The organism is Defluviimonas aquaemixtae (assembly GCF_900302475.1).
In the GTDB taxonomy this organism is placed as follows: domain Bacteria; phylum Pseudomonadota; class Alphaproteobacteria; order Rhodobacterales; family Rhodobacteraceae; genus Albidovulum; species Albidovulum aquaemixtae.
In genome coordinates this window covers 2,275,770-2,302,711 of sequence record NZ_OMOQ01000001.1, presented here as the reverse complement: position 1 = coordinate 2,302,711, position 26,942 = coordinate 2,275,770, and the positions used below count along the sequence as shown (strand labels likewise).

Sequence of the window (26,942 nt, the reverse complement as noted above, 5' to 3'; positions counted from 1 at the left end):
CCATGACCCGTTTGGGTATTGCACTGTTTACCGCCTTGATGGCAACCCAGACCCATGCCGGGGACGTCGTCCGCGTTGCCGCCACGGGCAGCGTGGGCGAGGTCATGGACCGGCTTGAGGGCGCGGTGACCGGCGCAGGCGCGACCGTCTTCGCGCGGATCGACCACGGCGCAGGGGCTGAAAGCGTTGGGATGGAGATCGGCGCCGCCCAGCTTCTGGTATTCGGCAATCCCGCGCTTGGCACACCGGCGATGCAGCAAGACCCGCTCGCCGGGCTCTATCTTCCGCTCAAGGTCTTGGCCTACGAAGATGCCGCGGGCGCCGTCTGGCTGGCCTACGAAGAACCGTCCGACACGTTCGGAGAACTGGCGATTCCGGCCGATGCCGAGGTTCTGGCAAAGATGTCGGGCGCGCTTGGCAAGCTGACGTCGGCGGCTGCTGGCGGCTAGCCCGCCATTCGTGCAACCGCCTGGCGCATGATCGCGACATGAAACGGCAGGACCGCGGCGAGATAGGCGCGGCCTGCCAGATTGTGGGTATGCACCCAGGCCGAGCCAAAGGCGCGCCGGCCGTCCACCAGGACCGAGACGCGGAAATCGAGGTGCCTGTCGTCGAAACCGAGGACCAGTTCGCTGTCGCTGCGCTGGTCGAGCGGGAAGATCCCGATCTTTTCGCCCTTGGGCCGAGCAATCAGGCCGAGCGGCGCGACGAGCAGGTTGCGCATTCCCAACAGCATTGTCACCCAGCTTGGAAAATTCATCGCGCGCTCGGCTGCCTGATCGACGTTCAGCGTGCTTTGGCACGCAAAACTGTCCAGGTAATCGCCGGGCTGCGCAAAGGCTTTGAGCAGGCTGTCATGGGGCAGTTCGACGCGCTCAACCCTCGCCACGGACTAGCCTTTCAGTGAAGCCAGAGCTTCCGCAAGATCGATCGCACCGTCATAGAGCGCTCGGCCTGAGATCGCCCCTGCGATGACCCTGGCATCGCGCAGCGCGACAAGGTCGGCAAGGCTCGAAATGCCGCCCGAGGCGATCACCGGGATCGTGATCGCACGGGCGAGCATCTCTGTTGCCTCGATGTTCGGACCCGTCATCGCACCGTCGCGATTGATGTCGGTGTAAATGATCGCAGCCACGCCCGCATCTTCGTAGCGCCGGGCAAGGTCAGTGACCATGACATCGGTCTCCTCCGCCCAGCCCTTCGTCGCGACGCGTCCCCCCCGAGCGTCGATGCCCACCGCGACCTTGCCCGGAAATGCCAATGCCGCCTCGTGCACGAGGGCCGGGTTCTCCACCGCGACCGTGCCGAGGATCACGCGGGCGAGGCCTTTCGAAAGCCACGCCTCGATTGTTGCCATGTCGCGAATGCCGCCGCCGAGCTGACAGGGCACCGAGACGCGGGCGAGGATCGCCTCGACCGCCATCGCGTTTTCAGGCTTGCCCGTGAAGGCACCGTTCAGATCGACGAGATGCAGCCATTCGGTTCCGGCGGCCTCGAAGGCGGCCGCCTGCGCCGCGGGGTCGTCGCCGAAGACCGTGGCCCTGTCCATGTCGCCACGCAGAAGCCGGACACACTGGCCCTCCTTGAGGTCGATCGCGGGATAAAGGATCATGCGGCCTCCGTCGCGGGTCGCGCGCCTCTTGCCACAGGCGGATGGCGAATGCAAAGGCGGCCCAACGCCACGTCACGCTGGACGAGACGGGCGCGTTTCGCGGATGATATGTGCGGGATGTCAGGGAGGACACCGTAGATGAGAAACATCTTGATCGCCGGCGCCATGACGCTTTTCGCCGGCGCTGCCTTGGCAGATCCGGTCGAAGGCGTCTGGCAGACTGAGGTTGATGACGGCGCCTACGCTCACGTCACCATGGCGGCGTGTGGTTCCGCTTACTGCGGCGTGATTTCACGCACCTTCAACTCAGACGGCGAGTACAATTCGCCGAATCTGGGCAAGACACTGGTGATCGACATGGTGCCTAACGGCGGCGACTCTTACGCCGGCAAGGTCTGGCGTCCTTCGAACGACAAGATATACATCGGCAAGATCCAGCTTCAGGGTGATCGTCTCCGGCTTGCTGGCTGCGTCGCAGGCGGGCTGCTCTGCTCCAAACAGACCTGGATACGCGTCAAGTAGACGGCTCCGCACCGCATGAGGCCAAATGTCGCGCCGCGCCGATCTGGCGCGACGCCTTTGTGATTGCCATCTCTCCTTCGCTGTGCTGGAACGTTTCGCCCGGCAGAAAGGGGGAAAGCCATGGTCTTTCGTCCGTACCTGTTCGCCGCAGTTCTGATATCTGCGTCGGTTGCGGCGCTTTCTGCGCAGGCAGACCCCATCCAGGGCACGTGGCAGGTCGAGCCCGACCACAAAGGGCAAGTCGGCCAAGTTGTGATACGTCGTTGCGGTGAGTCGTTTTGCGGCCGCGTCGTGAAAGTCCATGATAGCACCGGAAAGAGCGTCGTCACCCGCAGCATGGGCCGCGACCTTTTCTGGGGCCTGAAAGCAAAGGGCAATGGTCGCTACGAGGGCGGTCGTGTCTGGGTCCCCCTCTATGACCGCGAATACGACGCCAAGGCTCAGCTACGAGGCGACCGGCTGCGGGTGCTCGGCTGCATCGGGCCGCTCTGTGACGGGCAGACTTGGTTCCGCTCGCGCTAAGCTGCCGCCTACGGCGCCCAGGACAGGAAGTTCGCGATTATCCTCAGCCCGGTTTCCTGGCTCTTTTCGGGGTGAAACTGCGTTCCGATCATGTTGTCGCGTCCGACGATCGCGGTGATGTCGCCCCCGTAGTCGCAATGGGCGAGCCTGTGGGCGGAGTCGGCCACCCGGAAATGGTAGGAGTGCACGAAATAGGCGTGCCGTCCCGTCGTTATCCCGTCGAGAACTGGGTGTGGATGGTCGACAACAAGGTCGTTCCAGCCCATATGCGGCACCTTCAACCGCGCCTCGCCAGGCTCGATCTTCACGACCTCGCCCGGGATCCAGCCAAAGCCTTCAGTTTCGCGGTACTCGAGGCCGCGCGTCGCCATCATCTGCATGCCGATGCAAATGCCAAGGAAAGGTCGGCCGCGCCCTGTCACCGCCTCTTCGATCGCCTCGAAGAGCCCCGTGAAGCGGTCGAGCGCGCTCCGGCAAGCGGGAAAGGCGCCATCGCCCGGCAGCACGATGCGATCCGCGCGCGCCACGTCTTCGGGCCGCGAGGTGACAAGCACCTCACCACCCTCCGCCTCGGCTGACATGCGGGCGAAGGCTTTCTCGGCCGAGTGCAGGTTGCCGCTTTCGTAGTCAACGAGAACCGTCAGCATCGGATCAGAGCGCACCCTTGGTCGACGGCAGCAGGTCACTGGCACGTTGGTCCGGCTCCACTGCCATCCGCAGCGCACGGGCGACCGATTTGAACGCGGCCTCGGCAATGTGGTGACTGTTGATCCCGTGGATGCGGTCCACATGCAGCGTGATCCCGCCATGGGTCGAAAGCGCCTGAAAGAATTCGCGCACCAGCTCCGTGTCGAGGGTCCCGATTTTCGCCGTCGGGAAATCGACGTTCCACACAAGATAGGGCCGGCCGGAAAGATCGAGCGCCGTCATCACCTGTGCGTCGTCCATCGCCAAACAGAAATGGCCGTAGCGTCGGATACCGCGCTTGTCGCCAAGCGCCTGCGCAAGGGCCTGGCCGATGGCGATGCCGCAATCCTCGACCGTGTGGTGGTCGTCGATGTGCAGGTCGCCCTTTGCCCGGACCTTGAGGTCGACCAAAGAGTGCCGTGCAAGTTGATCCAGCATATGGTCGAAGAACCCCACGCCGGTTTCGTTCGCATACTGCCCGGTGCCGTCCAGGTCGATTGCAACCGTGATCGCCGTTTCGGCCGTCTTCCGGGTGATCTCTGCCTTACGCATGGGTGCCTCCGCTGGCCTCACCCGGCGCTTATAAGTGGCCACAACGCCGGTGAAAAGGGCCGGGTGTGCGCCGCCCATGGGCGGGGTTCCGCCGGCCAAGACCGGCGAAGCTTGATGAGAATCGTCGAACCGACTTTATTTCGGCATGCCGGCGCCTTCGGCGCACGGAGGGGGATAGTGAATGAAAATGATGGCTTTTGAACCCGCGCTGGGCGGGGGATGGTGAGCCTTGTGCGTCTTCACGGGCGCAGGGGTTGTTCTGCGGCGCGGCGCATCGGTCGTCCGCTGGTGGCCGCTACCTTCACGGCCATGGTCGTGGCGTGGTCTGGCGGTGCCGCAGGGGCGGCCGACGCACCGCGCCTGATCGCTCGCAAGCCCATTGCTGCACCATCGGCCTTCGCCGGGATCTGTACGCGATACCATTGGGCCTGCGCGCGTGCCGGTCGGAGCACGGCAAGCGGAAGCGCGGAAATGACGCTTGCCCGCGACGTCAACCGCGCAGTCAATCGCAAGGTTCGCGAAGTCTCCGATCTGCGGCAATATGGCAACGACGATGTTTGGGCGCTTCCGACTGCCAAGGGCGGCGATTGCGAAGATTTCGCGCTGCTGAAGAAGAAGGAACTCATCCAGCGCGGTGTCGCTCCGCAGAACCTGCTCATCGCGACGGTGCTCGACCGCCGGGGCGGACCGCATGCAGTGTTGGTTCTTCGCACCTCGCACGGAGACTTCGTGCTCGACAATCTGGACAGCCGGATCCTGTCCTGGCGCCAGACCGGCTACACGTTCCTGAGGATGCAGGATCCGTCGAATCCGCGTCGTTGGAACGCCGTTTTCTCCGGCGGACTGATCAAGCTCGCTGGGTCCTGACAGCGGACTGAAAAAAGCCGCGCGCCATTGGCGCGCGGCTTCGATCTTCAGGAGCCGGGGCAGTTACTTGCGGTCGCGATCCCTGTCGCGATCCCTGTCCCGGTCCTTGCCACCGTTGCCCTTGCCGTCACGGTCCTTCTTGCCGTCACGGTCCTTCTTGCCGTCACGGTCCTTCTTGCCGTCACGGTCCTTCTTGCCGTCATGGCCCTTGCCGTCACCGTCCTTGCCGTCACCGTCCTTGCCGCCGCCGTTGTCGCCGCCGCCGTTGTCGCCGCCGCCGTTGTCGCCGCCGCCGTTGTCGCCGCCGCCGTTGTCGCCGCCGCCGTTGTCGCCGCCGCCGTTGTCGCCGCCGCCATTGTCGCCGCCGCCGTTGTCGCCGCCGCCGTTGTCGCCGCCGCCATTGTCGCCGCCGCCGTTGTCGCCGCCGCCATTGTCGCCGCCGCCGTTGTCGCCGCCGCCGTTGTCGCCGCCGCCGTTGTCGCCGCCGCCGTTGTCGCCGCCGCCGTTGTCGCCGCCGCCATTGTCGCCGCCGCCATTGTCGCCGCCGCCATTGTCGCCGCCGCCGTTGTCGCCGCCGCCGTTGTCGCCGCCGCCATTGTCGCCGCCGCCATTGTCGCCGCCGCCGTTGTCGCCGCCGCCATTGTCGCCGCCGCCATTGTCGCCGCCGCCATTGTCGCCGCCGCCGTTGTCGCCGCCGCCGTTGTCGCCGCCGCCGTTGTCGCCGCCGCCGTTGTCGCCGCCGCCGTTGTCGCCGCCGCCATTGTCGCCGCCGCCATTGTCGCTGCTACCGCCAGTGCCACCACCGCCAGTACCGCCACCGCCACCACTGCCCGACGCCGGCCTGTCGTCGCGGCGTTCACCGCTGTCACTGGTGCTAATCGTCGCCGTCGGAAGATCGGTGAGAAGTGCCGCAATCTGCGGGCAGTTTTCGATCGTGTAGGCGAGAATGTCCGCGTATTCGGGACTGTAGCGCAGCCGCAGCGCCTCTTCACGCGTCATTGTTCTGCGGTCGCAGATCGTCTTGGCGACCTCATCAGGAATCTTTGTGATCTCAAGCCCGCCGGCCCGTGCATTCAGCGCGATCGCGCCCGGCAAGACCAACGCTGTAGCCACAAGCAACCATCTCGCTCGCTGCGAGTATTTTCTCAGTTCCATATCCACCCTCCACCCAAAGGGACACCAAAATACGCTAAGGTCTGCGTCAGGACCCCCACTCTGTAGTGGTGGTGAGTATACACTTGCCGCTGGCAAGCGTGACTAGAAATTAGCGATACTGTGGTCGGATCGTGGACAAAGACGCCGAATGCGTCGTATCTGCCACAACTAAAGCGGTTCCCCTCTGCCGGAGTTCTCGGTAGGTAGAGGGATCGCGACGGTCGCTTGTCGAGGAGGCTGAGGGCATCCGATCCGAGATTCGCTGAACCTTCCAGTCGGCGCTTCAGCGCGGCACGCGAAGGACTCCTGCGGCCGGGAGACGCCCCGCGGGCGTTTCGACCGGGCAGGAATTGTGGTTGAACCAGAACCGTTCGATGGCCGTATCGCGGACACGAACCCCGAGCGGAAGTTGGAGTATCGGTAGCTGCGACCGTAGGCCGATTCCGACAACCAGCCGGTCGAGAAGCTCCGCGTCACCCCAGCCGCCCATGTAAGTAAGCCGGCCCTGCCGGACTGCGACGGGCGCGCCACTGTAGTCGGCGAAAACCGTATCGGCCGAACCGGCGAGTTCCTCCCGGTACCCTGTAACTGTGCCGCCGCCCTCAACCGGCACCGGCATATCGGGCCTCAGGCTTTCGACCCGGGAGACAGTCACGTCGAGGCCGGGCAATGACGGCGGTAGCGGCACTGGAATCGAGAAGTTTCGGTCCCGCGCGCCACTGCGGGGACCGATCACGATCTCTGCGCCGCTTTCAGCCAGCGCGCGTTTCAGATCCGCCGCCATGTGAATCAAGCCAGGCGCAAAGACCGCGCGATATCCAGAGAAGTCGCGTGCCGAAGGCGGCAGGATATCCACGGACAGTCCCGCGCGGCGCAGAGCGCGGTAGTGGTCGAAGACGAGCGAGAAGTAGCTCAGGCCTTTGCCATGCGGCTGCACCTTCCAGGCCCAGTCGGCATCATAGTCGAAGATAAGCGCAACCGGCGCCTGCTCCGGGTCGACCCCGGGCGCATCCGCAAGCTCGCCGGCGACCTGACGGGCCTCGGCCAGACCAGGCGCCTCGGCACTGTCGGGCCGCAGGAGCCCGGCATGCATTTGCTCCTGCGCGAACGGCGCTTGCCGCCAGCGGAAATAGCAGACGGCCTCGGCACCATGCGCGAAAGCCTCCCACGTCCAGAGCCGGACCATGCCGGGAAGGGGCGCAGGATTGTATGGCGCCCAGTTCACCGGCCCCGGCTGCTGTTCCATGATCCACCAGCGCCCGCGGCCTACGGCACGGTAGAGGTCGTGGTGGAATGCCTGGAAATCCGGATCTCCCTGCCGTGCGAAGTGCCGCTGATCCGCGTCGCTCGCCCCCACTCGGTCTTCGAGGAAACCCAGCGGATAACTGTCCCACGAGGCGATATCGAGATCGGCGCCCAGATCAAAGTGATCGAACTCCGTCACGCGACCCATGTAGTTGTGCGCGATGGGCGCATCCGAATGGGCGCGGATGATGTCTGCCTGCGCGCGGTTGAAACGGACGACCTGAGCCGAGGAAAAGCGCCGGAAGGCGAGGCTGTGGGCGGGATTAGGTTCCGTCACAGTGAGGTTCGGCAGGTCGATGTCGTCGAAATCGGCGTAGTCCATCGACCAGAACACGTTGCCCCAGGCGCGGTTCAGCGCACCTATGTCTCCGCCGTTTCCGTTGACGGCCGGGAACTGTGCGCGCAGCCAGTCGCGAAAGGCGCGGCGGGCGGCGTCGGAATAGGAAATGACCGTGTCGTGGCAGCCGTATTCGTTGTCCGCTTGCCACGCGGCGACATAAGGGTTGCGGCCGTAACGGTGGGCAAGCTCGGTCACGATGCGGCGGCACTCCTCCAGATAGCCTGCATGGCTGAAGCAGTAGTGCCGGCGAGAACCGAACTTGCGTGGGCGGCCCTCGGAATCGAGGGCGAGCATGTCGGGATGACGGTTGAGCATCCATCTAGGCGGCGTCGCGGTGGGCGTGCCGAGCACCACCTTCAGCCCCGCCGCGCCCAGCGTCTCGATCGCGCGATCGAGCCAGCCCCAGTCCAATTGGTCGGGCTCGGGCTCGATCCGGCTCCAGGCGAATTCGCCGATGCGAACCCAGGTGAGCCCCGTCTCGGCCATTCGGCGAGCGTCTTCGGCCCACAGCTCTTCGGGCCAATGCTCCGGGTAGTAGCATACGCCCAGAGTGCGGCGCATGGCTGTCATGCCACAACCTCCGGATCGGCGAGGCCCGCGACATCGATGCGCGTCCCATAGGTCTTGCCTGCTTCGTCATCCTTCACGCCGTCAGCAGCGGTCGTGATGTAAAGCGTCTTCAGGTCGTCGCCGCCGAAAGCAGGGCAGGAGGCCTGCGAAGTCGGAACGCCAACAGTTTCCAGAAGCCGCCCGTCCGGCGCGTAGCGCTCCACCCGAGACGCGCCCCATTGCGCGTTCCATAAGCATCCCTCGCTGTCCATGACCGAGCCGTCGACCCCGAGGGCATCGTTGTGGCCGAGATCAAGAAACACCTCCGGCTCACCCTCCGGCCAGCCATCCGCGGCGGCAAGCGGCTGGCGCATGATCCTGCCGATCCTCGTGTCGGTGTAGAAAGCCGCGCTTCGGTCCGCACGGAAGCAGATGGAATTGCTGATTGTCACGTCCGCGATCAGCTTCTGCAGCTCCCCCCGGTAGAAGCGGTAGATCGCACCCGCACCGCGTTCGGCCGTCTTACCCATCGTGCCGATCCAGAATCCGCCCCAGGGATCGGCCCTGCCGTCATTCGAGCGTGTGACCGGGTTGTCGGCCTCAAGCGCGACGACGAGGCTCCGCTCGCCTGACCCGATGTCAAAGCGGTAAAGCCCGGTTTCGCTGGCGATCAGAAGCGTCTCGCGGTCGATCCGCCCAGCGGCCGAGATGTGCTCGTCGAATTGCCAGTTCCGCTCGCCGCCCGCACCCTTCGCGTGTAGACGCTTGCCGAGGATGTCGAACCAGAAAAGCTCCGCCCGCTCGGGATGCCACATTGGGCCTTCGCCAAGCGCACAGCGGGTGGCGGAGAAGACCGTCACGCTCATGCTGAGAAGACCGCGTCATAGGCGGTGACGACGGCATGAGCGCGCGCGGCCACATCGTCGACCGTCATGTCTGACTTGTAGACCGCCGCGCCAATTCCAAAGCCCGTCACGCCTGCTTTGTGCCATTCGGCGAAATCGTTTGGTCCGACGCCGCCCACCGCATAGGTCCGCGTCCCTTGCGGGAGCACAGCCCGGATCGCCGACAGGCCCGCCGCGCTCAATTGGCTTGCCGGGAAGATCTTGATCCCGTCCGCCCCTGCGCGCAGCGCTGCGAAGCATTCCGTCGGTGTGAATACGCCGGGGTAGGAGAGCAGTCCAGCCGCCTTCGTCGCGCGGATCACCTCAGGGTTACAGTCGGGTGACACGACCATCTGGGCGCCGATCTTCGCCAGTTCATCAACTTCCTCGACCGTCAGGACGGTGCCGGCACCGACGATTACCCTGTCACCGGCAAGCAAGCACATTCGCTTGATGCTGACGAACGGCTCTGGCGAATTCAGCGGCACTTCGATTCGTGTGATCCCGGCCCGGATCAAGGCCGCCGTGACACCTTCCGCTTCATCGGGGCGGATGCCGCGAAGGATCGCGATGATCTCGCGGGTCATAAGGCGTGTTCCCTCAATTGGGCATAAGCGGCGCGGAGGCCGTTCAGCGTCATTTCTTCGGCATCGACCATGCGCGGGTCCGCCCCCTGCGCGGCCAGTGCGATCTGGTAGGCCGAGGCGATCCCGCTTTCGCCAGCGATCACGATGTCGCGGCCCAGCCAGTAGGACCGTGCAGCGGCCAGTTCCGCCCCGATCAAGAGGCCCGAGAGACGCGAACGCGCGGCGGTCGCGTCCAGCCCCGACAGGAGCGATTCAGCCCGAAGCGAGAAGAGATCGCCCGCGAGCCCCTCCGGGCGCGACATGACATGCGCCACGGCGCCAGAGAAGCTTTCAGGGTCGAGCCCCGAGGAGGCAAGGGAGTGCCGGAGCACCGACTGGCCAGAAAGCAGCGCGAACAACTCGCCCGTCATGAAGGTGCGGAAGCTCACCACCTCTCCGGCGCTGACATGCGCCCACTTGCTATGAGTGCCCGGCAGGCAGAGGACGCCATCGAAATCAGGCTCCGTTGAAAGAAAGCCGGAAATCTGGGTTTCCTCACCGCGCATGACGTCGGCGGGGGAGGCTTGACTCAGGCCCGGCAGGATGTGGACGGAGAGGCTTGGGCTGCGCGTTTGCACATGTGTTGCCTGCGCGATGCTCGGCGGCGCGGACGGAACGGCCAGATAGCGCGCCTCTGACCAGCCCTGCCGCGATCCCGCCATGCCGCAGCAGATGACCGTCAGGTGCCCTTCGGCGGGCAAATCGTTTTGCACGAGGTCGAGCAGCACCGGCTCGAACTGATCGCGGGTGAGCCTGCCCATGCCCTTGTCGCTATCTGTGCGGTCCAGCGCCACGCCAGATCGGGGCATCCGCCACAGGCGCAGATGCGATGTCCCCCAGTCCACCGCTATCCATTCGGGACGGGGGGCCGAGACGCTCATGCCGTCACCACCAAGCCGGCGTCAGGCACGGGGTCAAAGGTCTCATGGTGCTTCCTCCACGAACGGCGGATGAAGCAATCCCTGCTCTGCTTTCCGTTCCTACCGCAACTCAGGTTTACCTTCCTCACAGGCTTTGTCCTTCGATAACCCACATTCGCTCAGGAAAGCTCCACGGAAGTGTCAGCCCGTGGCTCATCAGATATTGCCCGCTCAACTCCAGAGGGCCGGACTTCAGGGGCTGATCGCCACGCGACAGGTCCGGCGCGTCGGCGCGGTTGATGAGTTCGACCCGATACCTGATGTCGGGCGAAAGCCGGGTCAGTCGCAGCGGGCGAGGCGCGATCTGGGTGGATGACGCAGCCCTGCCGGCGAAAACGACGAAGCGGTCGCCGCCGTCCGACAACTGCTGTTCGGCAATTAGCGCCGGGTCGGCACCGTCGAGCCTCAGGATGTCCGCGCGGCTCATCCACTCGCGATTCGTCTTCCACCAGCTGGTGACCTCGGTTAGTACGCGCGACTCTTCCTCTGTCAGTTCGCGCGGGTCCAACTCGAACCCCATGTGTCGCTGGGCGGCGACCCAGGCCCGGAAGCGGATGTCGAGCACACGTCCTGAGGTGTGGCATTTGCGTGGACCGATATGGCTTCCGGTGACTGCGAGCGGCAGGAAGATCGCTGCATTGTGCTGGATCTTCAGCCGTTCCAGCGCGTCGTTGCTGTCCGAAAGCCAAACCCGGTGCGTGCGTTTCAGGATGCCGAAGTCGATCCGCCCGCCGCCTGAGGCGCAGCTTTCAATCTCGACCTTCGGAAACCCGTCGCGCAACCTGTCGATCAGCGCGTAGGAACCGCGCGTCTGTGCCGCGTCCGGCATCGGGAGCACGCGGTTGTGGTCCCACTTGATGTAGTCGATCGGGTGCTTCGACAGAATCGCTGATATCCGATCGAACAGGAACTCGCGCACTTCCGGAAGCGCCATGTTCAATGCCTTCTGGTGGCGTCCCAGAATCTGGTCTTCTCCACCCAGCGCCCAGTCCGGGTGCTTGCGGTGAATGTCGCTGTCGGGGTTGACCATCTCTGGTTCGAACCAGATCCCGAAGGTCATGCCCAGCGCGTGGACGTGGTCGATCAGCGGCCCGAGCCCGTCCGGGTACTTGCGCGGATCGACTTCCCAGTCGGAAAGCGCGCGGGTGTCGTCGTCGCGGGTGCCGAACCAGCCGTCGTCCAGCACGAAACGCTCTGCTCCGAGGGCGGCGGCGCGCTCCGCTATCTCCTTAAGTTCGGGCAGATTGTGGTTGAAGTAGACAGCTTCCCAGCAGTTGTAGTGCACCGGCCTTGGACGGGCTGGGTTCGGGAAGGCGACGATACGGTCGCGCACGTGGCGTTGGAAGGCTACTGCGCAACCGTTGATGCCGTCATCCGAGAAGACCGCGTAAAGTGGGGCGGTCTCGAACCGGCGCTGCGGTTCGGTTTCGAGCCGGCCGGCATGGCCGAATTGGACTTGGCGGCGGCCGTCGGGCAACTCTTCGGCCACCATGCGATGCCCGCCGGACCAGCCGTAGTGGAACCCGTAGACATGGCCGCGCGCGTTCGTGGCGCCGCGGCAGGGGACAAGAAGGCCCGGGAAGTGCTCGTGACCGGTGCGGCCGGTCCGGTTTTCGCGGAGCCGTATCCCGGGCGACCACGCAGTACGGTTCATCTGGAACTCGCTGCACCAGCGTCCGGCGAAGTCGATCATCTCGTCGGAAGTCTGCGGTGCGGGAAAGACCGGTGCCGCCAGCCAGTGCAGGTGCATCGCCGCATCGCAGTCGAGCGACGCGGAGGTCTCGATCAGATGGGTCTTCGGGTCGATGGTGAAGCGCGCGCTGTAGATGAGACCGTGGTTTCGATCGCGATAGATCAGCGTGAGACGATCCTCGCCTTCCTCCGCGGCTTCGAAGCAGAATTTCGGCAGGAGCGGAGAGCCCCCCTCGCTTCGAAGGATCGCGCCCGGCTGGCCGGGGAAGGTCCGAGTCGCCTCGGGGCAGATCGACAGTTCCGGGTTGCGGTCGAGCATTCCGCCGGTCACGTCGATAGCGTAGGCTTGGGCGAGCGTGGCGAGGTCTTCGTCATCGGGCAGGCGCGGCCCCCAGTAGACGATTTCCGGCAGGCGCTCGCCTCGGGAGGCGAGCGCGAGGCTTTGCCGGTCGTCCTTCAGGCACCAGGTCCGGATCACTTCACGGCTCCGAGCGTCAGGCCGGCGATGAAGTGCCGCTGCATCAGGAAGAACATCGCGACCGGCGGCACAGCAGCGAGGATCGAGCCCGCGCTGACGAGATGCCACTGCGCGATCCACTGGCCGTTCAGCGACGAAAGCCCCGCCGTGATCGGCTGCGAATCCGGCGAGTTCGAGAGAACCGTCGCCCAGAAGAAGTCGTTCCAGATGAAGGTGAAGATCAGGACGCTCAGCGCTGCGATGGCAGGCCGCATCAGCGGCAGAACGACGTGCCAGAAGATCTTGATCTCGCTCACTCCTTCGACCCGGGCCGCCTCGATCAGTTCGAAGGGCAGGGCCTTGATGAAGTTGCGCATGAAGAGCGTGCAGAACCCCGTCTGGAACGCGATGTGAAAGAGTGCGAGCCCGTACCAGGTGTTGTACATGCCGAGCGTCAGCGTCAGGTCGCGCACCGGCACCATCAGGATCTGGAACGGCACGAAATTGCCCGCCACGAACATGAAGAACACGAGAAGGTTGGATTTGAAGTTGTAGATGGCGAGCGCGAAGCCGGTCATGCAGGACAGCGCCACCGCCCCGATCACTGTCGGGATCGTGACCTTGAATGAGTTCAGCATGTACGCCGCCATCGGCGAATTCGCAAAAACCTCGTAGTAGTTCGAGAATGCCAACGCCGAGGGCATCCCGAAGTAGTTGCCCTGCGCGAGGTCGGACGCTGGCCGGACCGAGGTCACGGCCACGCCGAGAAGCGGCAGCAGCCACAGCAGCAGCGCGACCGGGACCGCGATCTTGTAGAGCCACTGCGTCGCGGCGGCCGTCTGTTCGATGGGTCTGGGAAACATCCTAGCGCTCCGTCTCGTCGCGCCACATCTTCCAGATGAAGCCCGAAATGAAGACCATCATGATCGCGAAGAGAACGACTGCGATCGCCGCGCCGTATCCCATCCGGTAGCCGTATTCGCTGAGCGCCTGTTCGTACATGTAGAAGGACAGGACGCGGCTGGAGCCGTAGGGGCCTCCATCGGTCATCACCGAGACGAGGTCGAAGGACCTGAGCGCGCCGATCACCGTCACCACGACGGCGATGAAGGTGGCCGGGCGGAGCTGCGGCAGCACCACGTGCCAGAGCATCTTCCAGCCCTTGGCGCCGTCCAGCCGCGCCGCCTCGATCTGGTCGGGCGAGACGTTGTTGAGGCCGGTGAGATAGAGGATCATCACATAGGCGATCTGCGGCCAGAGGCCCGCGGCGATGATGCCATAGGTGACATAGCGGTCGTCAGCGAGGATCGCGACGCCGGAGCCTGTTAAAATCTCGATCAGCTTGTAGAGCAGGCCGAAATCGGGGGCGTAGAACCACGAGAAGATCAGGCCGACGACGACCTGTGAAATCACGAAGGGGAAGAAGAAGAGCGACTTGTATAAACGCATGCCGGTAATGGTCTGATTCAGAAAGACCGCGATCAGTAGGCCGGCGGGAACCGATAGCATGTAAAGCAATAGCCAGATGACATTGTTCTTCAGCGAGGTGTAGAACGCGTCGTCGTCCATAAGCTCGACGTAGTTCGCCGTTCCGATCCAGGCCTTTTCGCCCAGACCATCCCAGTCATAGAAGCTGATCCACATGCTCTGGAAGATCGGGATGACCACATAGACGGCGAACATGATCAGACCGGGCGCCAGGAACAGCCAGGGCGCGAAGCGCCGCTGGTGGGTGCGCCACAGAGAGCGGGGCGGCGCTTCGGCCGAGGCAACGGGCATCGCGGCACGGGTCATCTGGAATTCTCCACCTGGTTCGAGTGGCTTGTCCGCGGTGAAGGGCGGCCGAAGGACCTCGGCCGCCCCCAGACTGACTAGTAGACGCGGCCGCGAATCTTCTCGAGACGCTCGAGAATCCGGTCGAGGTTTTCAGGTTTCACCATGAATTCCTGGAAGCCCTCCATCCCCGCCTTGGCCATCTCGGCCGGGGCGTCGCGGTCGAAGAACTGCGCAATGCCGCCTTCGGCGGTCGACAGCATCTCGAAGCCCGCCCGCAGGAACGGATCATCCGCTACGGTCGAGTCCTTGTTGATCGGAAGCTGGCCCATCGCGGCGTTGATCTTGTTCTGGGCGTCCGCCGTCGCGAGATAGGCAAGGAACTTCTTGGCGTCCTCGACATTCGTCGCACCGGCCGGAATGTGGACCGTGTCGGTCGGCGCGTCTTCGGCGCGTGGCACGTCGGGGTTGATCGTGGGGAAAGGCATGAAGCCGAGATTGTCGTCCGTCATCCCGCCCTCCTTGAAGACGGCCACGGCGAAGTTGCCCATCACGTAGTTCGCGGCCTTGCCCTGTACCAGCAGCGCGGCGGCGTCCTGCCAATCGAGCGCGGCATGATTCTTGGTGAGGTAGGGCTGGATCTTCGCCCATTCCGCGAAGGTGGCTTTCACCCGATCGTCGGTCCATGCCACCTCGCCGGCGGTAAGGTCCATGTGGAACTCATAGCCGTTGGTGCGCAGGTTGAGATAGTCGAAGATCCCAGCACCCGGCCACAGCGCCTTCGTGCCCGTCGTGATGCAGTCGATGCCCGCTTCGGCGAACTTTTCGCAGTTGGAGATGAATTGCTCCCAGTTCACGCCTTCGGGTCCCGGAACGTCCACGCCGGCGGCCGCGTAGGCGTCCTTGTTGAAGTAGATGCCCCACTGATAGTAGGTGTAGGGGACGCCCCACTGCTTGCCGTCGATCGTCATCGACGCAAGCGCGGAGCCGAGCGAGTCCTTCAGGCCATTGGCTTCCCAGACATCCGAGACATCCATGAACTGGCCCGAGGTGACGAAGGGCGCCATGCGGTTTCCTGCGTACCAGTTAGCCAGGTCGGGCGCGTCGGCGGTCAGGAAGTTGCGGATCGCTGTCTTGTAGCCTTCGTGGTCGAAGTTGTTCAACTGAACATCGATATCGGGGTTTTCCGCTTCGAAATCGGCGATGACCTGCTCCATTGCCGCGAGCGGGGCAGGGTCGTAGTCCGCGTTGTACTTCACGATGCGCTTGTCCTGCGCGATGGCCGCCGTCGTTGTCAGCAACACGGCGGTCAGGGCGACGGCGCCCTTGGCATAACGGACCATGGTATCCTCCCAGTTGGTTCCATTAAGTGAAACTAAGTCTTGAATAATGGAAACTATGTACGCTAATGTGAGTCCTGTCAACAGAGTCGCGGAGGAGGGCTCATGACGTTAGAGGGCCATGCGGACGGTACTGTGGGCAAGGCGCTGGACGTGCTCGAGATGATCGCCGAGCGCGGTGGCCCCGTGCGGTTTTCCGAACTTCTCGAAAAGTCCCGCTATCCTAAGGCCACGCTCTATAGACTGCTCCAGACGCTCACCAAGCAACATATGTTGCGCCATGATCCGGAAAACGGGGCCTATTCGCTGGGCGTGCGGCTGGTTCGGCTTGCGCACAGCGCGTGGGCGCAGAGTTCCCTCGCGCCGTTGGCGCGGCCCTATATCGACGAGTTATCGCGAGAGACCGGGGAAACCATCCATCTGGCCCAGCTCGACCGAGGCCAGGTGCTCTACGTCGACAAGCGCAACGCCGTCCGCGCCATCGAGATGTTCGCGCAGGCGGGCAAAGTCGGCCCGGCCTATTGCACAGGCGTCGGCAAGGCAATGTTGGCCTATCTGGACGAGGAAAGCCTTGCAGAGGCCATGACTGCACAGAGCTTTTATCGCCATACGCCGAACACGATCACCAGCGAACGCGGTCTTCGGGCCGAACTCGTCGGTGTCCGCGAACGCGGCTACGCCTTGGACCGCGAAGAGCACGAGCCCGGCATTATCTGCTGTGCCGTACCGATCCTGAGCCGCGCGGGGCGCGTGCTCGGCGCATTGTCGCAGACCTCATCGACGAACAGAACAACTGTCGAGCAGCTCGACACACTGGCGGGAGCGCTGAAGGGCGTGGCCGACAAAATCGCAAGGGATGCGGAAAGCTGGCACTTTCCGGAACGGACATAGGTTTGGAGAACAGAATGACCGGCGTGACGCTTAGAAACGTAGTGAAGAAGTTCGGACCCGTCGACGTGATCCACGGCGTGGATCTTGACGTCGACGATGGGGAGTTCTGCGTGTTCGTGGGCCCCTCGGGCTGCGGCAAGTCTACGCTCTTGCGCATGGTCGCGGGGCTGGAAAACACGACCTCCGGCGCCATTCGGATCGGGCAGCGCGACGTCACCGGTCTCGACCCCGCCGAACGCGGCGTCGCGATGGTCTTCCAGACCTACGCGCTCTACCCGCACATGACGGTCGAAGAGAACATGGGCTTTGGACTCAAGATGAACGGCCACCCGAAGGGTGAGATCAAGCGCAAGGTGACCGAGGCCAGCCGGATCCTGAAGCTCGACGAGTATCTCGGCCGCAAGCCTAAGGCCCTGTCCGGAGGACAGCGCCAGCGCGTTGCCATCGGTCGCGCCATCGTCCGGGGGCCGGAAGTCTTCCTGTTCGACGAGCCTCTGTCGAACCTTGACGCCGAATTGCGCGTCGACATGCGGGTGGAGATCGCGCGTCTCCACAAGGAAATTGGCGCGACGATGATCTACGTCACCCATGATCAGGTTGAGGCGATGACCCTCGCCGACAAGATCGTCGTTTTGCGTGCCGGAAGGATCGAGCAGGTGGGCAGCCCGATGGAGCTCTACAGCGATCCCGACAACAGGTTCGTTGCGGGCTTTATCGGATCGCCCAGCATGAATATCCTTGAAGGCACCGTGGACGAGGGCCGGGTCCGTATTCCCTCGCTCGGTAATGGTACGATCGAGACCAGCGTCGCGCTGCCCGCGAATGGCCAGAAGGTGCTCGTCGGCCTGCGGCCGCGCCATCTGACGGTAACCGCTGGCCCATCCGACCTCACGCTCGACATACGCGAGCGGCTGGGTGGGGTTTCCTACGACTACATAAACACGCCGCAAGGAGAACGGCTTGTCGCAGAATCGCGCGATGACGAGATGATCACGGAGGGCACGCCTGTTCAGGTCAGCTTCGACCCGGCAAGCGCACTGCTGTTCGATCCCCAGACCGAAAGGCGACTGCGCTGAAGGAAGCGCAGCGCCCGACGGCGACTGTGCGCAGGGCGACCGGATCGAGGCGGTGTGGGCCGTCCCAGGCGGCAGCGACTCTACCCAGTACGGACCCACACGGAGAACTGAGCCTGGCAGGCGAACGTGCAATGCGATAACCACGCATAGCGTGCGCGTCGAGTATCCGAGCGTCGCTCGCAGGTACCGCGACATTCCGCACTTGTCTTGAAGGTTATGGAGCGGGCGATGAGATTCGAACTCACGACCCTTACCTTGGCAAGGTAATGCTCTACCCCTGAGCTACGCCCGCGTCCTTGGGTGACAGCCATGTATAAACTCTGCCGCATGGCCGCAAGAGGAAAATCACGCCTGGCGCAGAGAAAGTTGCGCCGCCGCGGATGCCGCGCTTTCGCGGTCCGAGTGGGCGCGGCAGCGAAGGGGCGAAGCGTGCAATTCGTCCAAGTAGGGCAGGGACGGTGATTCGGCGTTCGGCGCATTTCGACGGGTTAACTGGCTGAATTTGAAAAGTAAAATGCTTAAGTAATACCTAAGCGCGCAAAGGATGGTTGCTAAAACCCCATTGCATGGCCGGATTAACGAACCGGGCGAAATAGTGCCCCTGCTTCGTCGCAACTATGTCGAAATCCGGGCGAATTTCTGGTGCCGACTTGGTTCATCGCCCGAGTGGCACGTAAGCGGACTCGCAAGGACCGCCCTGAACCGAAAGGACCAAACAATGTTCATGAAGCATTCGACGCATTTCGAGCCTGCCGAGAAAATCACCCTAGCCCGCCTGGGCGTTGGCCACGTGACAGAGCCTGTCTCGGCCGGACTCCTGGTGGGGAGCCTTGTCGAGACGACGTCCGGCTGGCGGCCCGTCGAGACGCTGAAGCAGGGAATGCGGGTCGCGACATATGACGGAGGCTTTAGGCCGGTCGTCAGGCTGGGTCGCCGCCGACTTTCGCCAGACGGTCCCCGGAAGATCATTCACGTGCCGGCCGGCACGATAGACAATTGCAGTGCGCTCAACCTCCTGCCGGATCAGCACGTGTTTCTCGCCTCGCAAGCGGCCGAGGAGGTACTCGATACTGCCGGTGCGCTGCTGCCTGCCGGGGCGCTGGTCGGCTATCGCGGGATCGTGGCCCGGCCGGTCGCCGCCCCGGTCGAAGTGCTGACCGTGCGTTTCGACGAGGAGGAGGTAGTGTACGTGAATTCCGGAGCGCTCCTCCACTGTCCCACCGCTCGGCCCGATGCCGGCGATGGCCGCGTTCGCTCGGAGTTCTTCGAGGTGCTGGATGAGCCGCGCGCCCGGGCGATGCTCGCTCTGATCGCGGACGCGACAACTGCGGGAGAACGGCTGCGAATGGCTGCCTGACCCTTGGGCCAGAGTTGACGACTGCGGGGGCCCTGTACCCCCGTTCTTGTTTGTCACGCCAGCTCAGCCGCGCTTCGAGCGAAATACCGGACTCTCCGACTGACCCCGGTCCCGATCTCCGTGAAGCGCATCGAGTATGGCGGTTTCGATTGATAAGGCGTCTCGTTCCGGGTCTGCAGCGCAGCTCGCAAAGCTCTCCGTCGAAATCGCTGGTGCGAAGGGATCGCAGGGCAGCAGCGGTGCGTCCGAGCCGCCAGCGGCATCGCCAGCCCCCGTGCAAGCACCGAACGCTTGGGCCTCTTGCTCTGCTGTGGCACCGGCGGCGCGAAGCTGGCGGCAGACATCGCGCGCGCGATCCTCAAGAAGCTCGATCTGGCGGCCGAGCCGGTCGATCCCGACGCGGTGCTGCGCCGGCTCCACACCGGCGTCGTTTGCGCCGATCCAGCCCAGCGAGCTGCGCACGTTGCCCAGAGTCAGGATCACATCCTCCATGAGGAAGGATTCGATAGCCATTTGAAGGTCGTCGCTCATTCTCTCATCCCAGATGCCCCCGGGGTGCGAGCCTATTGCCGCAATTCCTAAGAACCGACTAATGGTGGCGCCCGACGCCTCAGCCTTCCAGCTCGACCAGCAAGTCCTTCGCCTCGATCTGGCTGCCCGGATGTACGAGCACCGACTTCACGGTCGCAGCGCGGTCGGCGTGGATGCCGCTTTCCATCTTCATCGCCTCGATTGTCAGCAGAAGATCGCCCGCATTGACCTTCTGGCCCGCAGTAACCGCGACGGTGGCCACCGAACCCGGCATCGGCGCGCCGATGTGGTTGGCGTTGCCCTCCTTAGCCTTGGGCTTCGCGGCGGTCTTCGACTTCACGAGGCGATTGGGTACGCGGATCACGCGGGGCTGGCCGTTCAGCTCGAAGAAGACCTTGACCTCGCCTTCCTCGTTGGTCTCGCCAACCGCCTGCAGGCGAATTTCCAGCGTCTTGCCGGGATCGATCTCGGCGGTGATCTCCTCGCCTGGCTCCATTCCGTAGAAGAAGGTGCGCGTCGGCAGCGTCCGAACGGGACCGTAGATGCGGTGGCGCCCCATGTAATCGAGGAAGACCTTGGGATACATGAGGTAGCCGTTCAGGTCCTCGTCATCGACCTTGAAGCCCAGAAGTTCTTTCGACACGGCGGCGCGGGTCGCCTCGATATCGACGGGGGGCATATTCTTGCCCATCCGCTCCGTGATCGGATTTTCCCCCTTCAGCGCCTTCCTCTGGATCCCTTCCGGCCAGCCTCCCGGCGGCTGGCCGATATTGCCGCGCAGCATGTCGATCACGGAGTCGGGGAACGACACCTCGACTGTCGGATCTTCGACCTGTTCGCGGTTCAGGCCCTGAGCGACCATCATCAGCGCCATGTCGCCCACGACCTTGGAGGACGGCGTCACCTTGACGATGTCGCCGAACATCTTGTTCACATCCGCATAGGTCTGCGCGACCTCGTGCCAGCGCTCTTCCAGCCCCAATGAACGCGCCTGCGCCTTGAGGTTGGTGAACTGACCGCCTGGCATTTCGTGCAGATAGACCTCGGATGCAGGGGCCTCCAGACCGCTTTCGAATGCGGCGTACTGATGGCGAACGGCCTCCCAATAATTCGAAATCTGCCGGATCGCGGAAATATCGAGACCGGTCTCCCGGTCTGTATGTGCCAGGGCCTCGACGATAGAGCCGAGGCAGGGCTGCGACGTGCCGCCGGAGAACGCGTCCATCGCCGCGTCGACAGCGGCGACGCCCGCCTCGGCGGCAGCAAGGATCGTCGCGCCGGAAATACCCGACGTATCATGCGTATGGAAGTGGATCGGCAGTCCGACCTCGTCCTTCAGAGCCTTGAAGAGAACCCTTGCGGCCGCCGGCTTTAGAAGCCCAGCCATGTCCTTCAGGCCGAGAACATGCGCACCCGCGTCGCGCAGTTTCTTGCCCATCGAGACATAGTAGTTCAGGTCATACTTCGCCCGGTTGGGGTCGAGGATGTCGCCGGTGTAACAGATTGCGGCCTCGCAGACCTTATTATTCTCAATCACCGCATCCATCGTGACGCGCATCGCCTCGACCCAGTTCAGGCTGTCGAACACGCGGAAGACGTCGATGCCGGTCTTTGCCGACTGGCGCACGAATTCCTTCACGACGTTGTCGGGGTAGTTCGTGTAGCCCACGCCATTCGACGAACGGAAAAGCATCTGCGTCATGACGTTCGGCATGGCCGCGCGCAAGTCGCGTAGCCGTTGCCAAGGGCATTCCTGCAAGAAGCGATAGGCCACGTCGAAGGTCGCGCCGCCCCAGCATTCCACGCTGAACAACTCCGGCAGCCGAGACGCATATGCCGGCGCGATCTTGATCATGTCGATCGATCGCATCCGCGTCGCCAGCAGCGACTGGTGCGCGTCGCGCATCGTGGTGTCGGTCAGCAGCAGTTTGGTTTGGCTCGCCATCCAGTCGGCGACGGCCTGCGGTCCTTTCTCTTCCAAAAGGTTGCGCGTGCCGGGGACAGGGGCGTCGAGCAACTTCGGCACCTTCGGCATCCGCACCTCGGCGTGCGGTTTTGGCCGGCCCGCGGTCTCCGGATGACCGTTAACCGTGATATCGGCGATGTAGGTCAGGATCTTCGTCGCCCGGTCGCGGCGCCTCTTGAAGTTGAACAGGCCGGGCGTCGTGTCGATGAACTTCGTCGTGTAGGTATTGTCGAGGAAGGTCGGATGCTTGAGCAGGTTCTCAACGAAAGCTATGTTGGTCGAAACGCCGCGGATGCGAAATTCCCGAAGTGCCCGGTCCATGCGCGCGATCGCCTGCTCCGGCGTCGGCGCCCAAGCGGTGACCTTCACCAGAAGCGAGTCGTAGAAGCGCGTGATCACGCCGCCCGCATAGGCCGTGCCGCCATCGAGCCGGATACCCATTCCCGTCGCCGAGCGGTAGGCGGTGATCCGGCCGTAGTCGGGGATGAAGTTGTTTTGCGGATCCTCGGTAGTCACTCGGCACTGAAGCGCGTGGCCCGAGAGTTCGATATCCTGCTGCCGCGAAACGCCGGTCGCTTCGGCTAGCGTTTTGCCCTCGGCGATCTTGATCTGGGCCTGGACGATGTCGATGCCCGTCACTTCTTCTGTGACGGTGTGCTCGACCTGCACGCGCGGATTGACCTCGATGAAGTAGAACTGGTCGGTGTCCATATCCATCAGAAACTCGACGGTGCCCGCGCACTCGTAGTTCACATGGGCGCAGATCTTGCGGCCCAGTTCGCAGATTTCCGCACGCTGCTTCTCGGTCAGGTAAGGCGCGGGAGCGCGTTCGACGACCTTCTGGTTGCGGCGCTGGACGGTGCAGTCGCGCTCGAAAAGATGATAGATCTGCCCATGCTGGTCGCCGAGGATCTGCACCTCGACGTGCCGCGCCCGCAAGATCATTTTTTCGAGGTAGCCCTCGCCGTTGCCAAAAGCGGCCTCGGCCTCGCGCCGTCCCTCGCGGACTTTTTCCACAAGTTCCTCAGGCTTGTTGATCGGCCGCATGCCCCGACCGCCGCCGCCCCATGAGGCCTTGAGCATCAACGGATAGCCGATCTCGGCCGCTTCTTTCTTGATCGCGTCGAAGTCGTCACCCAGCACATCGGTCGCTGGGATGACCGGCACGCCCGCCGCGATCGCTACACGCCGGGCGGACGCCTTATCGCCAAGCGCCCGCATCGTTTCGGCCTTGGGTCCGATGAATGTAATGCCGGCCTCGGCGCAAGCCTCGACGAATTTGGGGTTCTCCGACAGGAGCCCATAGCCCGGATGGATCGCATCGGCCCCACATTCCTTGGCCACCCGGATGACCTCGGGGATCGAGAGATAGGCCTGGACCGGCCCCAAACCCTCACCGATCCGGTAGGCCTCGTCAGCCTTGAAGCGGTGGAGCGAAAGCTTGTCCTCTTCCGCGAAGACCGCGACGGTGCGCTTGCCGAGCTCGGTCGACGCCCGCATCACGCGGATCGCGATCTCGCCACGGTTGGCCACCAGGATTTTTTTGAACTCGGTCATGGTCGTTTTCCCCCGTCCGGGCGTCGCGAAGTCTAGGGATGCTGCGCCGCAGCGCAAGCCCCCGCGTCACTGATCTGCCGCGATGCGGTAGCATTTCGCTTTGTCTATGGCGGACCGTGAAACTATCTGACGTGATTACGAAGCAAATCCGCCGAAAACGACTTTCAAACGGCGCGGAGGCATCCCGGAAGATCGGCGAGACGTTTCGCGCCAAGCTGACCCATGTTCGCGGCAATGTCCTTGGTCAGAATGTCGACAAGGTGGCCGGGGCCGTCCGCTCCTAGCGCGCCGAGCGCATAGTGCCAGGCGCGCCCCAGCATGACGAAGTCCGCGCCGAGCGCGATCGCGCGCAGAATGTCGAGACCGCCCTCGATCCCGCTGTCGAAGATCACCGGCAGCGTCGTCGCGGCGCGTACGTCCGGCAGAGCCTCGATTGTCGCAGGTGCGGCGTCGAACTGGCGCCCCGCATGGTTTGACACCCAGATCGCATCCGCGCCCTCGTCCTGCAGCCGCGCGGCGTCGTCGGGGCGCAGGACGCCTTTGACGATCAGCGGCCCGTCCCATTCATCGCGCAGCGCCTTGAGGTAATCCCAGTCGGGCGAAGTTCTCAGGAGATATCCGATATGGGCGGTCGACGAGAGGCTGGCCCTGGTGTCCGCATAGCCATCCATCAAACGCATCCGCGGCATGCCGATCCGCGCCGTGCCCATCGCCCAGCCCGGACACATGGCGATCTGAGTCAATAGACGGGGCGTCAGCTTCGGCGGCTGCGTCAGTCCGCTTCGCGTCTGTCGCTCGCGACGGCTCGCGACGGGAACGTCCGCCGTCAGGATCAAGACCGAGAACCCGGCATCCTTCGCCCGCTTCAGCATGTCCGTGCGGATCTTCGGATCACGCGGCGGATACATCTGGAACCAGCCATGCGCGCCGAGCGCCGGCGCGACATGTTCGGGCGTCTGGCTCGCGACAGTGGACAGCGAATAGGGCAACCCCGCCTTGCCCGACGCACGCGCCAGAAGCTGCTCGGCATCCGGCCAGACGAGCCCCGACATGCCGACGGGCGCGATGCCGAAGGGCAGGGGAAAGGTCTCGCCGAACAAGGTCGCTGAAAGATCGGGCGCGAACTCTCCATGCAGGATCGACGGGTTGAAGTGAATCTCGTCCAGTTTCTGCCTGTTGCGCCGAAGCGTCGCCTCCGTGCCTGTCGCGCTGTCGAGATACTCCCAAACGAAATGCGGGATGCGTCTTCTGGCGCGAGCCTTCAGGTCGGATATCGCGGGATAGCGCTGATGCAGGTCCATGCCGAAGTTCTCCGCAGTGCCATGCCGAATGTCCAGCGATAGCGTAGGAACAGAGTGTGAACTTCTCTTTTATTCATGTTCCGATGCGGCTAGATTGCCACCCATGAGCAGTTTCGACGAAAGCGACGCCTTCGAAGGCGCCTCCCTCTCAGCACGCGCGATGGCCGCGCGGCCCGCACCCTATCTCGACGGGCTGAACCCCGCGCAGCGCGAAGCGGTCGAGGCACTGAACGGCCCGGTCCTCATGCTGGCCGGTGCGGGCACCGGGAAAACCCGCGCGCTCACGGCCCGCATCGCACATCTTCTTGCGCGCGGGCAGGCGCGGCCGAACGAGATCCTTGCGGTGACCTTCACCAACAAGGCCGCGCGCGAGATGAAGGAACGGGTGGCACGCTTCATGGGCGAGGCGGTCGAAGGCATGCCCTGGATGGGAACGTTCCACTCGATCTGCGTCAAGATCCTGCGCCGGCACGCGGAGCTTGTCGGGCTGAAGTCGAACTTCACGATCCTGGATACCGACGACCAGATCCGGCTTCTGAAACAGGTCATCGCGGCGGCGAACATCGACGAGAAGCGCTGGCCCGCGCGCCAGCTTGCGGGCCTAATCGACAACTGGAAGAACCGCGCCTGGGGGCCGGAGCAGGTGCCTTCGGCGGGAGCGAGCGCGTTCAACCACATGGGAACCGAGCTTTATGCGGCCTATCAGGAACGACTTCTGACGCTCAACGCCGTCGATTTCGGCGATCTCCTGCTCCACGTCGTCACAATCTTTCAGAACCATCCCGACATTCTCGAACAATACCAGCGCTGGTTCCGCTACATCCTGGTCGACGAGTATCAGGATACGAACATCGCGCAGTATCTCTGGCTTCGGCTTCTGGCGGCAAAGCACAAGAACATCTGCTGCGTGGGCGACGACGACCAATCCATCTATGGCTGGCGAGGGGCAGAGGTCGGTAACATCCTGCGTTTCGAGAAGGATTTCCCGGGCGCCAAGGTCATCAAGCTGGAGCAGAATTACCGCTCGACCGAACATATCCTCGCCGCCGCGTCGGGCCTCATTTCCGCCAATGCCGGTCGCCTGGGCAAGACGCTCTGGACCGATGCGGAGGGCGGCGAGAAGGTCCGCCTCATCGGCCACTGGGACGGCGAGGAAGAGGCGCGCTGGATCGGCGAGGAGGCCGAGGCGCTGCAGCGTGGCACGCGGGGTTTGGACCCTGTCAGCCTCAACGATCAGTCGATCCTCGTCCGCGCTTCGCACCAGATGCGCGCCTTCGAGGACCGGTTCCTGACCATTGGCCTGCCTTACCGCGTGATCGGCGGCCCGCGGTTCTACGAGCGGATGGAGACCCGCGATGCGATGGCTTATTTCCGGCTCGCCGTTTCGCCCGAGGATGACCTCGCGTTCGAGCGGGTGGTCAACACTCCCAAGCGTGGCCTCGGTGACAAGGGCCAGCAGGTGATCCAGCGGAGCGCCCGCGAAGCGGGCGCAAGCCTGCATGTCGGCGCGCGCAGGGCGCTCGCCTCCGGTGGGCTTTCAGGCCGGGCGGCAGGACAACTCCTGCAGTTCGTCGACAATATAGACCGCTGGCACGGGCTGACGCTGCGCGAGGGTCAGAGCCACATCGAACTGGCCGAGATGATCCTCGAGGAATCCGGCTACACGGAGATGTGGCAGAACGACAAGACGCCCGAGGCGCCGGGGCGGCTCGAGAACCTCAAGGAACTCGTGAAGGCGCTCGAAGCGTTCGACAACCTTCAGGGCTTTCTCGAACATGTCTCGCTCATCATGGACAATGACAGCCAGGACGCGGACGAGAAGATCTCGATCATGACCCTCCACGCCGCCAAGGGTCTGGAATTTCCGGTCGTGTTCCTTCCCGGCTGGGAGGACGGCCTCTTTCCCTCGCAGCGCTCTATGGACGAAAGCGGGCTCAAGGGCCTCGAGGAGGAACGCCGCCTCGCCTATGTCGGCATCACCCGCGCCGAACGGCTGTGCACCATTTCCTTCGCCGGCAACCGCCGCGTCTATGGCCAGTGGCAAAGCCAGCTTCCCTCGCGCTTCATCGACGAACTGCCCGCCCGCCACGTCGAAGTGCTGACCCCACCGGGCCTCTATGGCGGCGGCTATGGCGCGGCCGGAATGTCGGCGGGCATAGAGGAGCGCGCGGCCCGCGCCGATGTCTACAACTCGCCCGGCTGGAAGCGTCTGCAGGAACGCAGTGCCACGCGGCCCGTGAGCCAGCCGCGCGAGGCGCGCAATGTCGTCATAGATCTCGACGCCGTCTCGGACTTCACCGAGGGCGACCGGGTGTTCCACCAGAAGTTCGGCTATGGCACCATCGAAGGGATCGAAGGCGACAAGCTCGAAGTGTCATTCGAAAGGGCAGGGCTCAAGCACGTCGTCGCGGGCTTTGTCGTGGCCGCCGAAGCGGCGGACGACGTTCCCTTCTGACAGCG

24 protein-coding genes and 1 tRNA gene are annotated in these 26,942 nt (G+C 63.9%); 8 read left to right on the top strand and 17 right to left on the bottom strand.

Annotation, left to right across the window (positions count from 1 at the left end; genetic code table 11):
* The first annotated feature begins 2 nt into the window (after window positions 1-2).
* The gene (locus DEA8626_RS11320) at window positions 3-449 is read left to right on the top strand and encodes a DUF302 domain-containing protein (RefSeq protein ID WP_108853117.1); all 447 of its coding nucleotides are present in this window, start codon (window positions 3-5) and stop codon (window positions 447-449) included.
* Here the strand turns inward: DEA8626_RS11320 and DEA8626_RS11315 are convergent.
* Both DEA8626_RS11315 and hisA read right to left on the bottom strand, forming a co-directional pair.
* Window positions 446-889 carry a DUF2867 domain-containing protein gene (locus DEA8626_RS11315; protein ID WP_108853115.1) on the bottom strand — a complete coding sequence of 148 codons (444 nt, stop codon included), beginning with the start codon at window positions 887-889 and terminating at the stop codon, window positions 446-448. The genes DEA8626_RS11320 and DEA8626_RS11315 overlap by 4 nt on opposite strands.
* Window positions 890-892: 3 nt before the next feature.
* Entirely contained in the window at window positions 893-1,612 is a 720-nt protein-coding gene (gene hisA / locus DEA8626_RS11310) for a 1-(5-phosphoribosyl)-5-[(5-phosphoribosylamino)methylideneamino]imidazole-4-carboxamide isomerase (protein WP_108853113.1), read from the bottom strand.
* Window positions 1,613-1,750: 138 nt separating this feature from the next.
* Between hisA and DEA8626_RS11305 the strand changes: the two genes are divergently transcribed.
* Window positions 1,751-2,134 (top strand): DUF2147 domain-containing protein, encoded by a 384-nt coding sequence (locus DEA8626_RS11305; RefSeq protein ID WP_108853111.1) that lies wholly within the window; start codon window positions 1,751-1,753, stop codon window positions 2,132-2,134.
* Window positions 2,135-2,254: 120 nt separating this feature from the next.
* A complete protein-coding gene (locus tag DEA8626_RS11300) occupies window positions 2,255-2,656 on the top strand; it encodes a DUF2147 domain-containing protein (protein ID WP_108853109.1) in 402 nt (133 codons plus the stop codon).
* A gap of 8 nt (window positions 2,657-2,664) precedes the next feature.
* Here DEA8626_RS11300 and hisH read toward each other — a convergent pair whose 3' ends face one another.
* Window positions 2,665-3,303 (bottom strand): imidazole glycerol phosphate synthase subunit HisH, encoded by a 639-nt coding sequence (gene hisH, locus DEA8626_RS11295; RefSeq protein WP_108853107.1) that lies wholly within the window; start codon window positions 3,301-3,303, stop codon window positions 2,665-2,667.
* A 4-nt stretch (window positions 3,304-3,307) separates the two neighbouring features.
* Entirely contained in the window at window positions 3,308-3,895 is a 588-nt protein-coding gene (gene hisB, locus DEA8626_RS11290) for an imidazoleglycerol-phosphate dehydratase HisB (RefSeq protein WP_108853105.1), read from the bottom strand.
* A 219-nt stretch (window positions 3,896-4,114) separates the two neighbouring features.
* Here hisB and DEA8626_RS11285 point away from each other — a divergent pair, with 219 nt between their 5' ends.
* The gene (locus DEA8626_RS11285; protein ID WP_108853103.1) at window positions 4,115-4,762 is read left to right on the top strand and encodes a transglutaminase-like cysteine peptidase; all 648 of its coding nucleotides are present in this window, start codon (window positions 4,115-4,117) and stop codon (window positions 4,760-4,762) included.
* Window positions 4,763-4,825: 63 nt separating this feature from the next.
* Here DEA8626_RS11285 and DEA8626_RS11280 read toward each other — a convergent pair whose 3' ends face one another.
* The 9 genes from DEA8626_RS11280 to DEA8626_RS11240 form a co-directional block, all read right to left on the bottom strand.
* Complete coding sequence (locus DEA8626_RS11280) at window positions 4,826-5,917, bottom strand: hypothetical protein (protein ID WP_146188860.1); 1,092 nt, start codon at window positions 5,915-5,917, stop codon at window positions 4,826-4,828.
* A 283-nt stretch (window positions 5,918-6,200) separates the two neighbouring features.
* Window positions 6,201-8,123: a beta-galactosidase gene (locus tag DEA8626_RS11275; RefSeq protein ID WP_108853437.1), complete on the bottom strand. Its 1,923-nt coding sequence runs from the start codon at window positions 8,121-8,123 to the stop codon at window positions 6,201-6,203.
* Between the two features lie 5 nt (window positions 8,124-8,128).
* Complete coding sequence (locus tag DEA8626_RS11270) at window positions 8,129-8,977, bottom strand: SMP-30/gluconolactonase/LRE family protein (RefSeq protein WP_108853099.1); 849 nt, start codon at window positions 8,975-8,977, stop codon at window positions 8,129-8,131.
* Window positions 8,974-9,582: a 2-dehydro-3-deoxy-6-phosphogalactonate aldolase gene (locus DEA8626_RS11265; RefSeq protein WP_108853097.1), complete on the bottom strand. Its 609-nt coding sequence runs from the start codon at window positions 9,580-9,582 to the stop codon at window positions 8,974-8,976. Before DEA8626_RS11265 ends, DEA8626_RS11270 begins: the two co-directional genes overlap by 4 nt.
* Window positions 9,579-10,502 carry a 2-dehydro-3-deoxygalactonokinase gene (locus DEA8626_RS11260; RefSeq protein ID WP_108853095.1) on the bottom strand — a complete coding sequence of 308 codons (924 nt, stop codon included), beginning with the start codon at window positions 10,500-10,502 and terminating at the stop codon, window positions 9,579-9,581. Before DEA8626_RS11260 ends, DEA8626_RS11265 begins: the two co-directional genes overlap by 4 nt.
* 124 nt (window positions 10,503-10,626) lie before the next feature.
* Window positions 10,627-12,711 carry an alpha-galactosidase gene (locus tag DEA8626_RS11255; protein ID WP_108853093.1) on the bottom strand — a complete coding sequence of 695 codons (2,085 nt, stop codon included), beginning with the start codon at window positions 12,709-12,711 and terminating at the stop codon, window positions 10,627-10,629.
* Complete coding sequence (locus DEA8626_RS11250; protein ID WP_108853091.1) at window positions 12,708-13,553, bottom strand: carbohydrate ABC transporter permease; 846 nt, start codon at window positions 13,551-13,553, stop codon at window positions 12,708-12,710. The genes DEA8626_RS11255 and DEA8626_RS11250 overlap by 4 nt, the downstream gene beginning before the upstream one ends.
* Before the next feature lies 1 nt (window position 13,554).
* Window positions 13,555-14,469 (bottom strand): carbohydrate ABC transporter permease, encoded by a 915-nt coding sequence (locus DEA8626_RS11245; protein WP_219929196.1) that lies wholly within the window; start codon window positions 14,467-14,469, stop codon window positions 13,555-13,557.
* 92 nt (window positions 14,470-14,561) lie between these two features.
* Window positions 14,562-15,806 (bottom strand): ABC transporter substrate-binding protein, encoded by a 1,245-nt coding sequence (locus DEA8626_RS11240; protein ID WP_108853087.1) that lies wholly within the window; start codon window positions 15,804-15,806, stop codon window positions 14,562-14,564.
* A gap of 102 nt (window positions 15,807-15,908) precedes the next feature.
* On the opposite strand from DEA8626_RS11240, the gene DEA8626_RS11235 reads away from it, so the two are divergent.
* Window positions 15,909-16,694: an IclR family transcriptional regulator gene (locus tag DEA8626_RS11235; RefSeq protein ID WP_108853085.1), complete on the top strand. Its 786-nt coding sequence runs from the start codon at window positions 15,909-15,911 to the stop codon at window positions 16,692-16,694.
* Window positions 16,695-16,708: 14 nt separating this feature from the next.
* Window positions 16,709-17,770, top strand: a complete 1,062-nt coding sequence (locus DEA8626_RS11230; protein WP_108853083.1) for an ABC transporter ATP-binding protein — start codon at window positions 16,709-16,711, stop codon at window positions 17,768-17,770.
* A 217-nt stretch (window positions 17,771-17,987) separates the two neighbouring features.
* On the opposite strand, the gene DEA8626_RS11225 is transcribed toward DEA8626_RS11230, so the two are convergent.
* Window positions 17,988-18,062, bottom strand: a tRNA-Gly gene (locus DEA8626_RS11225).
* Window positions 18,063-18,488: 426 nt separating this feature from the next.
* Here DEA8626_RS11225 and DEA8626_RS11220 point away from each other — a divergent pair.
* Complete coding sequence (locus DEA8626_RS11220; RefSeq protein WP_181366413.1) at window positions 18,489-19,127, top strand: Hint domain-containing protein; 639 nt, start codon at window positions 18,489-18,491, stop codon at window positions 19,125-19,127.
* Window positions 19,128-19,190: 63 nt separating this feature from the next.
* Here DEA8626_RS11220 and DEA8626_RS11215 read toward each other — a convergent pair whose 3' ends face one another.
* The 3 genes from DEA8626_RS11215 to DEA8626_RS11205 all read right to left on the bottom strand — a co-directional run bounded on the left by DEA8626_RS11215 (window position 19,191) and on the right by DEA8626_RS11205 (window position 24,482).
* Window positions 19,191-19,658 (bottom strand): hypothetical protein, encoded by a 468-nt coding sequence (locus DEA8626_RS11215; RefSeq protein ID WP_108853080.1) that lies wholly within the window; start codon window positions 19,656-19,658, stop codon window positions 19,191-19,193.
* A 79-nt stretch (window positions 19,659-19,737) separates the two neighbouring features.
* The gene (locus tag DEA8626_RS11210; RefSeq protein ID WP_108853078.1) at window positions 19,738-23,181 is read right to left on the bottom strand and encodes a pyruvate carboxylase; all 3,444 of its coding nucleotides are present in this window, start codon (window positions 23,179-23,181) and stop codon (window positions 19,738-19,740) included.
* Between the two features lie 164 nt (window positions 23,182-23,345).
* Window positions 23,346-24,482 (bottom strand): alpha-hydroxy acid oxidase, encoded by a 1,137-nt coding sequence (locus DEA8626_RS11205; RefSeq protein WP_108853076.1) that lies wholly within the window; start codon window positions 24,480-24,482, stop codon window positions 23,346-23,348.
* Between the two features lie 103 nt (window positions 24,483-24,585).
* Here DEA8626_RS11205 and DEA8626_RS11200 point away from each other — a divergent pair, with 103 nt between their 5' ends.
* Window positions 24,586-26,937 carry an ATP-dependent helicase gene (locus tag DEA8626_RS11200; protein ID WP_108853074.1) on the top strand — a complete coding sequence of 784 codons (2,352 nt, stop codon included), beginning with the start codon at window positions 24,586-24,588 and terminating at the stop codon, window positions 26,935-26,937.
* The last annotated feature ends 5 nt before the right edge of the window (window positions 26,938-26,942 follow it).